The 12,947-nt window shown below is 43.3% G+C and carries 10 protein-coding genes, 1 pseudogene and 2 other annotated features; all 11 genes and pseudogenes read right to left on the minus strand.

Translation table 11 applies throughout. The features are described from left to right. Positions 1-3: 3 nt before the first annotated feature. The 11 genes and pseudogenes from UE46_RS10160 to UE46_RS10210 all read right to left on the minus strand — a co-directional run bounded on the left by UE46_RS10160 (position 4) and on the right by UE46_RS10210 (position 12,913). Complete coding sequence (locus UE46_RS10160; protein WP_036061563.1) at positions 4-1,626, minus strand: putative polysaccharide biosynthesis protein; 1,623 nt, start codon at positions 1,624-1,626, stop codon at positions 4-6. 215 nt (positions 1,627-1,841) lie between these two features. Next, positions 1,842-3,491: a J domain-containing protein gene (locus UE46_RS10165; protein ID WP_118907593.1), complete on the minus strand. Its 1,650-nt coding sequence runs from the start codon at positions 3,489-3,491 to the stop codon at positions 1,842-1,844. Beyond that, positions 3,488-5,181: pseudogene (locus tag UE46_RS10170) on the minus strand (Hsp70 family protein). The gene UE46_RS10165 and the pseudogene UE46_RS10170 overlap by 4 nt, the downstream one beginning before the upstream one ends. A 173-nt stretch (positions 5,182-5,354) precedes the next feature. Next, entirely contained in the window at positions 5,355-6,116 is a 762-nt protein-coding gene (gene trpA / locus UE46_RS10175) for a tryptophan synthase subunit alpha (RefSeq protein ID WP_036061566.1), read from the minus strand. Next, complete coding sequence (gene trpB, locus UE46_RS10180; protein ID WP_036061567.1) at positions 6,113-7,315, minus strand: tryptophan synthase subunit beta; 1,203 nt, start codon at positions 7,313-7,315, stop codon at positions 6,113-6,115. The genes trpA and trpB overlap by 4 nt, the downstream gene beginning before the upstream one ends. Positions 7,316-7,317: 2 nt before the next feature. Further along, the gene (locus UE46_RS10185; protein ID WP_036061568.1) at positions 7,318-7,926 is read right to left on the minus strand and encodes a phosphoribosylanthranilate isomerase; all 609 of its coding nucleotides are present in this window, start codon (positions 7,924-7,926) and stop codon (positions 7,318-7,320) included. Then, complete coding sequence (gene trpC, locus UE46_RS10190) at positions 7,923-8,687, minus strand: indole-3-glycerol phosphate synthase TrpC (RefSeq protein ID WP_036061569.1); 765 nt, start codon at positions 8,685-8,687, stop codon at positions 7,923-7,925. The genes UE46_RS10185 and trpC overlap by 4 nt, the downstream gene beginning before the upstream one ends. After that, positions 8,684-9,703: an anthranilate phosphoribosyltransferase gene (gene trpD / locus UE46_RS10195; RefSeq protein WP_036061570.1), complete on the minus strand. Its 1,020-nt coding sequence runs from the start codon at positions 9,701-9,703 to the stop codon at positions 8,684-8,686. Before trpD ends, trpC begins: the two co-directional genes overlap by 4 nt. Then, entirely contained in the window at positions 9,675-10,286 is a 612-nt protein-coding gene (locus UE46_RS10200) for an anthranilate synthase component II (protein ID WP_036061571.1), read from the minus strand. The genes trpD and UE46_RS10200 overlap by 29 nt, the downstream gene beginning before the upstream one ends. Next, positions 10,283-11,650, minus strand: a complete 1,368-nt coding sequence (gene trpE, locus UE46_RS10205) for an anthranilate synthase component I (RefSeq protein ID WP_036061572.1) — start codon at positions 11,648-11,650, stop codon at positions 10,283-10,285. The genes UE46_RS10200 and trpE overlap by 4 nt, the downstream gene beginning before the upstream one ends. Positions 11,651-11,717: 67 nt before the next feature. Further along, positions 11,718-11,961 (minus strand) — a binding site (T-box leader). Between the two features lie 215 nt (positions 11,962-12,176). Beyond that, positions 12,177-12,421: a binding site (T-box leader), on the minus strand. A 105-nt stretch (positions 12,422-12,526) separates the two neighbouring features. Further along, positions 12,527-12,913, minus strand: coding sequence for a DUF1801 domain-containing protein (locus UE46_RS10210; protein ID WP_036061573.1), 387 nt, complete (start codon positions 12,911-12,913; stop codon positions 12,527-12,529). Between the last annotated feature and the right edge of the window lie 34 nt (positions 12,914-12,947).

Below are 12,947 nucleotides of genomic sequence, written 5' to 3' on the forward strand. Positions count from 1 at the left end.
CTTTTAAGCTTTGATTCGTAATTTACGACGAATTCCAGCGGCTCTTGCTCCAAATACTTTATCAAATAGGCGTAGTCGCAAGCTTAGATAGCCATAAACAGCGGCTCCTACAGCACCACAGATAATCAGTAAAATCATAGAATTAAGTTTTGATTCTGGGCTAATGAATTGTGTTAGTCCAAAATATACGAGTAATACGGCTACTGCCATCGCGAGATTCAGGGCCAACATTAGAACGGTTCTTCTAAGAATCACGCTGAAATTGTAATTAGCGTACTTGCGAATCATGTACATCGCAAAAATAACGGATACGGTATAACCAAGCCCTGTCGCAGCAACAGATCCGCGTGCTCCCATCCACATCATCAGCGGCATTTGGAAAACGGATTTCGTAAGTAGGCCGAGAAGCAAGCTCATAATTGTGAAACGTTGCTCATCGATCCCTTGTAAAATTGCGGCTGTTACGCTGAATAAGGACAGTAAAATCGCTACTGGAGCGTAAAAGGCTAGAATTTGAATTCCTGCTGGATCATGTTCATAAAACACGGTGTAAAGCGGTTCTGCCAAAAGTGACATCCCGATACACGCAGGTAATGTGATGAAAAGTAGTACTTGGAAAACATCGTTTAATTGTTTTTTCACATTTTCTTGTTCACCACGTGCATATGCTGCTGTTACGAGTGGCACGATCGTCATCGAAAACGCCGTCGCTAAACTTACTGGAATGATGACTAGTTTTTGCGCACTAAAGTTTACAATACCGAGTAAATTCTCAGCTTCGTGACCACTATAACCAATCCATGTCAAAATCCGACCAAACGTAAATTGATCGATTTGTTGGTAAAGCGAGCTCGCAATACCGACCACGACAAAGGGAATCGCCGTGATGAAAATATCTTTATACATTGCGGGCAAAGAAACCGTTACTTCGCCTTTACTTGTTCGCAGCAAGGCATCGAGTCCTTTTTTCCGTTTGAAGAAATACCACAGAAGACACGCTAAGCTAGCTAGAGCCCCGATAAATGCGGCAAATGTAGCAACACTGATAGCACTCGTGATCGTACCGTGAAGCACGTAAAGCACCACGGATGAACCGATAAGCAGGAATGCGATCCGAACGATTTGCTCGATCACTTGAGAAACCGCTGATGGCCCCATCGACTGATAACCTTGGAAGAAACCGCGAATCAAGCTCATTACTGGAATAACGATAAGCGCAAAACTGACAGCTCGGATAACCCCTGTCACGTCCTCGACTGTATAACCACTCCCTTCAATCGATTGCAGGCCAGCCAGTACTGGTGCTAAAGCATACATCGCAACAAAGCTAACAACCCCCGTCGCAAGCATTAAGTAAACGCCAGATCTGAACAAACGACGACCGATTTCATATTCGCCAAGCGCGTTATATTTCGCAACGTATTTCGCGACTGCGAGCGGAACTCCAGCCGTTGCGATTCCAAGGAAAATTTGATATGGTACATACCCGAAATTATACAAAGTCATTGGCCCAGCGCCACCCATAATCCAATAGAACGGAATGACGTAAAACAGACCTAAGAATTTAGAAATGAAGGTTCCTAATGTTAAAATGAAAGTTCCTCGAAGCAGTTTTGATGAAGACATAGACCTCGTCCTTTATAATAAAGTGCTCTTATTTGAGCCGATTAATACTTTTCGCTTTTTAAATGAAAAATGACTTTTCAAAAACTCAACTAAATTTTAGTTTACTCCTTCTTGAACAAGCTTGCAATGATTAGTTGAAAATAATTAGAAAAAAGCGGAGAAAAACGATATCTCCTTTTTATTGAGGTGGGATTATGGTTTTTAATTTAGACTCCTTATTCCATTTTTTGTTCAATCGCTGCACGTAACTCGCCGTCCATTGGATCAAAATAGGCCCCCATAATTTTAACGATTCTTTCATTTTCACTTATAATAATCAACTCTGAAAAATCATTGCCATAGAGAAGCGAATACACCTGTCCATCACTATCGGCAAACGTAATATTTTCATTCAGACGATCAGCGAATAGGTCACGTGCTGGCTTTGTCACTGCATCTCGAATTTCCCATTGATAGGAAAATGCCACATCATCTTCCATAAATAATTCCCGCGTGCTCGCATCTTCTTTTTTATCATACGCCACGATAAAGCGAGCAATAAGTCCAGCCTGTGACTCTTTTTCAGCACTGGTCGCATTTCTAAATTCTTTACCAATCTGCTCCTCATAATCCGTTGGTGTTGATTCACTCGAATGATCAGGCATCAGGTTTATACAACCTTGTATAGCTGCAAAAATTAAAATGTAAACTCCCATTTGTATGGCCCAATTCCAATACTTGAATCGGTCTTTTATCAATGACTTACTTTCCTTAAGATACATTTTTAATACGCGATATTCCTCCATATCATCTATCTGCTTCACTAATTTCAATTGGTGGCGTAGTGCGTAGATCCATTCTTTTTTTATTTGCGCTTGTTGTTCTTTCGATAATTCCGCCCAAAAAGGAATCGCTTCACCATATTCTTTTCCGAAATAATAAATAAAGCCTGTCAAAAGTTCAACATGCAGTACATATCCACCCTGAACATCTTTTAAAAATAAGCGATCAGCCGCTTCTAATCGTTCTGCATTCTTCGTTTTTATTAATATGGTATAAAATCTGGCTGTCACGTTCTTTGCGTTAAGCCTCAGCGCTTTATTAAAATAAGCAAAACTACGCTTAAAGGTTGCGCCATAATCTTGTAAATTTTCCAAGCCTTTCTCGAATAATATCATACCTTGTAAAACTACTAAATCAGCGTCTAAAGCGTAAATGGCACTAGCTTGTTCTGCAATTTTTTCGGCCTCGGTAAATTTCTCTTGTTTAATGGAACGATATAGTGCATAGCGCAACGTTAAGAATTGATCTAACACCACACCTTTTAAATCACCAAGTGTATCAAATGCAAAGTCTGGCGCATCATAAATTTCTTCTGCGTAATTTTCAAATATATAATCTTCCGCTTCATAATAATAAGATCCATCTGTTTCCCATAATTGAAAATGCTCAAAAAGAAGTCTTATCACTGGTCGAGACATTATTGTATAGTAATCCAGCAATAATGTTTTTATACATTCCCGGTACGTTTCATATTGATACATATCCCAATCCATGCTCTCAGCTAATATTTTTTTCCAAGCACTTACATCAATTCTCGTATTATAAGACTGGCATAGCGCTTGAATTCGCTCTTCGAAATCATCTTCCACTGCTATCGGAGTCTCATTTGTATCCTCCCAAATAATAATTTCTTCCCTTAACTTTGAGCCATCCGCTTGATCATTTTTCGCATAAGCAAGCGCCTGATCAAATGCCTCCTTGAGTTCCTGAAAAGCTTCTATATCATCATCTGGATGTGTTATTTTCAACTTCTTTGCATAGGCTGATTTTATTTTTTTCCGATCCGTTGTAATCTCTATATTAAGTATTTCCCAACATGTCATATCCGAATATCCTCTTCTAACTGATTTAAGATCTGGCTAAATTCTTTCGCTGCCTTCTTCGCTGCCATCTCTTCCTGTTTTGCTAGTTCATTCTCAAATTGAAAAATTAAATGCTCTACATATTTCCGCTTTTCTCCAAGCGACTCCGCATATAAACGTTCTGCTTTTGCTAAAAGAAGCCGATTTTCTGATCGCTCCCGTGGGTGTATTTTCAAATTAGCCAGAGCAACTAAACGCGCTTCTATTTCTTCTTTAGTCATACTAGAAGTTTTATTTTCTATCACTAAACGCTTCGTCTCACCTGTTTTTGGTACACAAGTAATGACTTCAAGAATTCCATTGCTATCATATGTGAATCGTACTTGAACTGGCTGGTTTTTTGGCATTTTGGGGACTTTAATTTCTATTTCTCCGAGTTTAATATTTTCAGCAACTAAGCGATTTTCTCCTTGATACACAGTAAACTTCACATATTGCTGATTATCAACAACTGTATAAAATTCCTGCTCCTTACTCACCGGTATCGTTGTGTTTCGTTCAATAATTGGTGCAAAAAAGCCGTCACGCCATTCGCCGTTCACCTCATTTACAACTTCTGTTCCTAATGAAAAAGCGCACACATCTGTTAAAATAATCTCATCGAGTCCTTCTTTCCGTTCTTTCAACGCGCTTTGTATTGCTGCACCTAGTCCAACAGCCTCATCAGGATTGATAGATACATAAGGAAATTGCCCTAATAGCTTGCTTAAAAAACTTCGAATAAGTGGTAATTTAGTTGCCCCACCTATTAAAATAACTTGCTCCAACTCCGAAACTGATACTTGGCTATCGCGCAACACTCGCATAATTGGCGCACGCATTTTAAAAAAAAGATCCTCGCAGCATTCCTGCAATTTCTCTTCGGTCAGTTGGTATTCATAATTTTTCGATCCACATTCAAATGATATCAAGTACGCTGACCTTGTCCCTACTTCACACTTTGCTTTCTCCGCTCTATGATATAAAAGCGCATACTCTGCGGCTGAGAGGAGTGTTTCATTCAACGCATTCTGGGCTAGGCAACTTTTCAAAATGGCTCTCGTAAAATCTTCCCCACCCAAGAAATTATCCCCAGCTATCCCTTTCACCTGCATGACACCATCAAACATCTCCAAAAGAGATACATCAAACGTCCCGCCGCCAAGATCCACTACCAAAAAGTGATATCTTCCTCTGTTTGATGTAATCCATAGGCAACTGCGGCGGCTGTTGGTTCACTGATTAGGCACTCCACCTTAATCCCAGCAAGTGTCGCCGCGGTCATCGTCGCCTGTCTTTGCGCATCATTAAAATAGGCAGGTACACTAATAACCGCTTCCGAACAATCCTCACATAAAAACTTTTCTGCATCTACGCGTAAATTTTTCAATATAAGTGAAGATAGTTCCACTGGTGTAAAAGAGAATTGCCCCATTTTATATTTTTTCTCCGTTCCCATAAATCGTTTAAATGTACTTATCGTACGATCAGAATGCGTTAACAGGCGTTCTTTAGCAATCTCTCCAACCAAAATTTCACCATTATCATCCACACTAATCACCGACGGCGTCAAATTATTTCCAAAAACGTTCGGAATAATTTCCGCACGCCCATCTCGCCAGTATGATACCAAACTATTTGATGTCCCTAAATCAATCCCAATTTTTCCCATAGCTTCCTCCTAATTATGTATTCCTATCTATTATAACGGTTATTACATAGAAAAACTTTACATTTTATAAAAGTCCATATTTTTGTCACAATTAGGCACCAAAACAGAAAAATGCAGGCGCTCCAAAAATAAAAATTCTGGAACCCCTACATTTTTCTAAACTGCTTATATCATTATTTTCTCGTTAATCCACTTGCACCTGCAATAAATTCGCTCAATTCCTCCATTTTCTGATCATGAAGCAGTTGTACAACTTTACTACCAACAATAACGCCATCACACACGGCAGCAAATCGCGCCACATGATCCAGGTTTGAAATTCCAAAACCAGCTAAAACGGGAACTGGGCTTATTTTTTTCAAGTAGGTTAGGTTTTCGTCAATCTTATCGCCAAACACCGCACGCTCACCAGTTGTCCCATTCACCGTTACGGCATAAATAAAGCCTTGTGCTTGATTTGCGATTAACTCCATGCGCTCTTTTGGGCTCGTCAACGAAATCAGCGGAATCAGGGCTATATCTGTATTTTCTATGTGAGGTAGGATGAAATCGCGATGTTCATACGGTAAATCCGGGATGATTAAGCCTTTGATCGGTGTTTTTTTAGCAAGTTCGATAAACTTTTCCACACCAAGGTGATAAATCGGGTTGAAATAACTCATCACAACAAGCGGGATATCGATTTTGCTCGTCGTTAATGTTTCTAGAATTTGTTCTAAACTTATTTTATCGGCCAAGGCTCGCGCGCCAGCTTCTTGAATCACTGGACCATCTGCTACTGGATCGGAAAACGGGATGCCAAGTTCAATCGCCGTTGCACCAGCGTCACTGAGGAGCTGCATTTGATTTTCTAGTTGATCAAGGCCACCGTCACCTGCCATAATATAGGGAACTACCGCCAAATTGGCTTGTTCGATTGCTGCTTGTAACTTCATTTGTCATCTCCTCCTTTCAAACGTGCGCGGATCTGATCTACATCTTTATCGCCACGGCCGGATAGGCAAACGACGATGCTTTCTTCGGGTTTCATTTTGCCAGCAAGTTCTACAGCGAAAGAGATCGCGTGTGAGCTCTCTAAAGCAGGGATGATTCCTTCGGTGCGGCAAAGCAATTGGAACGCTTCAACGGCCTGGTCATCGGTTACAGAGGCATACTCCGCGCGTCCTTCGTCTCGTAAAAAGCTATGTTCCGGACCAATTCCCGGATAATCAAGCCCTGCTGAAATCGAATACGCCTCCTGAATTTGGCCTGCATCATCTTGTAACACGTGCATCATCGCGCCATGCAAGACGCCAATTTCACCTTTGGAAAGCGATGCTGCATGAAAAGCCGTTTCCAGTCCAGATCCAGCTGCTTCAACGCCATACATTTTCACAGATGTATCATTGACGAACGGATAGAAAAGTCCCATCGAGTTACTTCCACCGCCAATACAAGCAACAAGCGCATCTGGTAAACGATTTTCTTTTTCGAGATGTTGCGCCCGTGCTTCCAATCCAATCACGCTTTGAAAATCGCGGACAATCTCAGGGAACGGATGCGGTCCAAGAACGGAGCCCATGATGTAATGCGTATCTTCCACATTTGCGACCCAATAACGGAGCGCCTCATTTACCGCGTCTTTTAGTGTGCCACTTCCGCCTGAAACACTGACAACTTTCGCGCCAAGCAACTCCATTCGGAACACGTTCAACTGCTGACGGCGAATATCTTCTTCTCCCATAAAAATGGTGCATTCTAAGTTAAATAGAGCTGCCACAGTCGCTGTTGCAACGCCATGTTGACCTGCGCCCGTTTCTGCTACGACTTTCTTTTTGCCCATTTGGCGTGTTAACAAGGCTTGTCCTATGCAGTTATTGATTTTATGCGCTCCTGTATGATTTAAATCTTCGCGTTTTAAGTAGATTTTAGCGCCACCTGCATGCGCCGTTAATTGTTCTGCAAAATAAAGTGGCGACTCGCGGCCTACATAATCTCGCAAATAATAGCTTAATTCTTTTTGGAACGCCTCATCTGTTTTCGACATTTCATACGCCTCTTCTAGTTCTGTGACGGCTTTCATCAATGTTTCCGGGACAAATTTCCCGCCATAATTTCCATAAAAACCTGCTTTGTTCGGTGCGTTATAACTCATTTTCAGGACTCCTTTACTTTTTGAATGAATTGGATTATTTTCTTAGGATCTTTCGTGTTATTTGTTTCTACGCCAGAGGAGACATCGACGGCAAACGGTTGAAATTGCTTGATTGCTTCTGGGACATTGCCGGCGTTCAAGCCACCCGCGATGATAAGTCGTTCGCTTGGTAAATCGCTTTTCGCAAGTGCTTCCCAATCAAATACTTCCCCACTTCCACCTTCAAATTGGGCAGCGGGCGCGTCGAGCAAGATCAAACTGTCTGGATACGCGGTGATATCACCAATGATCTGGCCATTTTTAACTGAGAACGCCTTTATAGTTGGAATCTCTATTTTGGCTAGTTCCGCTGGCGTTTCTTGACCATGGCACTGCGCGATATCGAGTGGAACCATCGCCGCAATTCGGTTTATTTCCGCGGGACTTTCATTCACAAATACGCCCACTTTTTTCACGCTCGCTGGCATATCTTGCGCTAAAATTCGTGCCTGATCTGGCGTCACTTGGCGCTTACTCGCGGCGAATACAAAGCCAATCATATTTGCCCCGTTCGCGACCGCGATCTCGATGTCTTGGCGGTATTTCAACCCGCAAATTTTGACCTGCGTCATCGGCGACTCACCTTCAAATCACTGGCAGCCTGCACCACATTATCCGCTCGCATTAGCGCTTCCCCAACGAGAACAACACGATACGATTTCGCTACACGAGCTACATCAGCAGGTTCACGGAAGCCACTTTCGCTAATATAAAACGCATCCGTTCGCGAAAATTCATCCGCCAAACGTTCACTCACCGCGATATCCACAACGAAACTATGTAAATCACGGTTATTCACACCAATTAACTTAGCTCCAAGCTTCTCCGCCACATTTAATTCCGCTTCGTTGTGCACTTCTACCAAGACCTCTAAATCAAGTGAGGTCGCGTATCTATAGAGGCTTTCTAAATCTTGCTCTGACAAAGCCGCGACGATAAGCAATACGATCGAAGCACCAGCATTTTTCGCGCGCACCAATTGTTTCTCGCTAATAATGAAATCCTTGCATAAAACAGGTATGCTAACCGCGCTCGCCACTGCCCGCAGATCCTCGATATCGCCTTTGAAAAAATGTTCGTCCGTTAGAACAGAAATCGCGCCAGCACCTGCTGCTTCGTAACTTTTCGCTTGTGCCACTGGATCGACATCCAAATTAATCGCCCCTTTTGATGGAGAAGCTCGTTTCACCTCAGCGATCAATTGTACCGCTTTTTCATTCGCCTTTAAAAAATCATAAAAATACGGTTTCCGACGTGGCAAACTCGCTTTTTCCAAAGGCATTTCTGTAACTTCCTGCGCTTTTTTCGCTAAAATTTCTTCTAAAAATGTCATCCTACTAATCGCTCCTTTTGACAAGCTAGTAATTTCGTTAATTTTTCATAGGCCGCACCGCTATCAATTAAATTGCGCGCCATTTCAATCCCCGCCTTAAGCGTCGCCACTTTGCCATGCGCCAGCAAACCTAGACCAGCGTTCAAAAGCACGGTGTCATAATATGCGCTCGGTTCCGCTTTTAACACCGACACCAAAATCTCCGCATTCCGTTTTGCATCGCCACCTTGAATCGCCTCTAATCCTCGACTTTCCAAGCCAACATCTTCCGGTAAAAAGGTATGCACAGTCACATCACCATTTTCAAGCAACGCATAATGATTCTCGCCAGCAAGCGAAGCCTCATCCATGAAACCACCGCCGTTCACAACAATCGCGCGTTTTCGTCCTAATTTCCCAAGAACCTGCGCGGTTTGTTCAAGCAAATCACGACGGTAAATGCCCATCAATTGCGTCTCTAATTTCACAGGATTTGTAAGCGGGCCAATCAAATTGAAAATCGTTGGCGTGTTCAACTCACGGCGCACCTGCATCACATATTTCATATTCGGATGCACATGTGGCGCGAATAAAAACGCAATACCAGCATTCTCCAGTAAATATACCATATCCTCGGCACCAAGCGAAATATCAATGCCCAATTCCTGACAAACATCCGCACTCCCTGACTTACTCGAAATGCTACGGTTACCATGTTTTGCAACCTTAATCCCCGCCGCCGCTAAAACAAAAGCAGACGTCGTACTAACGTTGAAGCTAAGCGATTTATCCCCACCGGTTCCGCAATTATCCATCGTGTTTTCCGACGCAATCGGCAACTGTAGCGCCACACCTTGCATCGTCTGTGCAATCGCCTGCATCTCCTCAATCGTTTCTCCTTTTATTTTGAGGGCCATCAGAAATGCTGCAATTTGCGCCTGACTCAATTCCCCCGCAAAAATCGCTGACGCTACAACCTGCATCTCTTCTCGCGTTAAATTTTGTTGATCATATACTTTCTGCAAGTAAGCTTCCATCCTGATTCCCCTCCTTATTGACAATCGCCACAAAATTCGCCATCATTTTTTTACCATCCAACGTTCCAATCGATTCTGGATGAAACTGCAAACCATACACTGGAAATCCGCGTAACTGCATCGCCATAATCTCGTCATCATCAAGCGACCGTGCCAAAATTTCTAACGTATCAGGAAATCCTTTCTTCTCCACGATCAGCGAATGATATCGCATGATTTCAAGCTCCTCACCAAGGCCCGCAAAAATCGCGCCCGCCGTTTGCTTCATGTTGGAAACCTTGCCGTGCCTGATCGCATCCGCTTGACTCACCGTTCCACCGAACACCTCGCCGATCGCCTGATGCCCCAAACAAATGCCCAACATCGGCTTCTTATCCGCAAACTGCCGAACAACCTCTTCCAAAAGTCCCGCCTCACTTGGCTTCCCAGGACCAGGTGACAACACGATTCCCGTCGCATTCGCCGCCACCTCCATCAAATCCACCGCGTCATTTCGGCGAACAACGACTTCTTCCGCGTATTCCGCCAAATACTGCTCCAAATTATACGTAAACGAATCATAATTATCGACTAATAAAATCATTTTCCAACCTCCAGTAACGCTTTGGCTTTTTGCAGCGTTTCTAAATATTCACTCTCCGGATCCGAGTCATACACAATCCCCGCGCCCGCCTGCACATACGCCGTTTCCTGATGCAACACCATCGTCCGAATCGCCAGCGCAAAATCACAATCCCCTTGATGCGTCAAATACCCAACCGCACCCGCATAAGGACCACGCTTTACATTTTCCCATTCATAAATCCGTTCCATCGCTCGAATCTTAGGCGCACCACTCACCGTTCCTGCTGGCAACACCGATTTCAGCGCATCCATCGCCGTCAAGCCTGGTTTCAAAACCCCATCCACAACCGACACCAGATGCATCAAAAAGCGATATCGCTCAATCGTCAAGTAAACCGGCACACTCACGCTTCCCGTCACCGCAATTTTCCCGATGTCATTACGTCCCAAATCCACCAACATCCGATGTTCCGCGAGTTCCTTTTCATCATGCAAAAGCTCGTCCGCCAAACGCTCATCCTCCTGCTTCGTTGCCCCACGTTTCCGCGTCCCAGCAATCGGATTCGTCACAACCACATCCCCCGTCACACTCACCAAACTCTCTGGAGAAGACCCAATCAACTTCGTCTCACCAAAATCAACGAAAAACAAGTACGGCGAAGGATTCAACAATCGCAACTTCCGATAATAATCAAACGCATCGCCCGCGAATGGCGCCTCCAAACGCTGCGATAATACAATTTGGAAAAAGTCCCCGTTCCTAATATGCTCCTTCGCCCGCTCGACCTGCATCATATACTCGGCTTTTGTCACATTACTCGTATATTCCATCGGCGTCACCACAACATCCCGCATCTCACGTTCCCCCGCCGTCACCAACTGCTCCTGCATCCGATCAAGCGCCTCCCGCATCTCACTCTCCGTCCGATTCGAGTAACAATTATCCTGCACCAGCGTCATTTCCTCCGCCTGATGATCCATAATCAAAAACGACTCGTACAACATAAAATGAATATCCGCCAGTCCCTCGCGCGTTTCCCGCGGCATCTCACCCAAATCTTCATATAACGCAATCGTGTCATAGCCAACATATCCAATCGCACCAGCCTCAAAAGGAAGCGAGTCTGCCATTTTTGGCGCCGTCCGAATCACCTTATCAAGCTCCGCCAGCGGATCAGCCACTATCTTCTCCACCCCATCCATCACGAATCGTTGCCCATAAACTTTTATCTCATGCACTGGATCCATCGCAATAATCGAATACCGTCCCGCATCCGCATCCCGCGCTGCGCCCTCAAGCAAAGCCTTATTTTTTCCATCCAATCGCTCATATGCCAAAATCGCCGTAATCGTATCCGCATTTATTTTTTTCGTTAATTTCATCGCTCATTCCTCCAATTTTAGAATACAAAAAAGCCCCCTAAAGAACCCAGCCAAATTACTGTTTTCTTTAGAGGGCGAATAATCAAATACCGCGGTACCACCTCATATTGGAATCTTAATAATTCCATCTCATTCAAGTACGAATCACATACTCTATCTCTATAACGGGAGAACCCGGCAGCTCCTACTTACAATTGTTCAAAGCCACACGCGCAAGGACCACTTCAGCAAAATAACTTTATCAGTTCACACCAACCACTGATTCTCTGGAAAAATTATCTTTGCTTACTCTTCTCGCTTTATGTTTTAGTTTATTTTTATAATTTATTGTTCTCATGCATATTGCAGTTCTCTGGATTTTCTGCTTCTTACTCGCTTACTGGTTGTTCTTGGTTAGCGTATAAGAACCGCTGATGGATTACATGCTCACTGCGTTCTCATGCATATTGAGGTTCTAACTCAGCACACTACGCTTCGTAAGAACCACAACAAAAAAGGGCCTCCCTCCATATCTAAATAAACATTAGATAAGGACGGGAGACCCGTGGTGCCACCTTTATTAATCGAAAAACCGATTCACTCAATCCCACAAATCACTATGGGGTGCCTTGTGTAACGATAAGGCCTAATCGCTAACTCCTACTGAGGAAAAATCCCGTTCAGTTTAGTTGCTCCGAAGTCCATTCACATCATCTCTGCTACTGATTCACACCAACCATCAGCTCTCTTAAAACATCCATCATGTTACTTACTCTTCATCAACGCGTTTATTTAATATAGAATTCATGATAGCGGATGTTCGCTTTAAAGTCAAGCATTTTTATAGTAAATTTTTCAATCGTCCAACCTTTAAAACAGGATTTCTCATTATACCATTCATTTTTTATGATAAGTCAACGCCATCTGAATACACATCGAAATCTCCTGAATCGGCAAATCCGCTCTAGGATCCAGTATAATCGCCCTATTCCTGGAAAAATGCAATGTATCTGAAAACATATCACGAAAAGTAGCAATTAATGTTGTTTGGCAATGAAAAAATAGCGCAATATTCTCTTCTTCAAACCGATCTATCCGTATTGGCGTACCACCTTTAACAACATAACTAGGCTGGCTCCACTTCAAGCTTTCTGCTACAGTGGCAATTGGTACAACCTGTTTTGCTAATTCCATAATCAGTTCCCGAATTTCCAGAAGTCGTTCTCGGTACGGATCAGGATATTGTTCAAAACGCAGTTGCATTTCATTATTCATTGTAGCCATCTTTGCCTCCTCCCATTAGTACGTCACATATGAA

The sequence above is a fragment of the Listeria weihenstephanensis genome (assembly GCF_003534205.1).
Lineage (GTDB): Bacteria > Bacillota > Bacilli > Lactobacillales > Listeriaceae > Listeria_A > Listeria_A weihenstephanensis.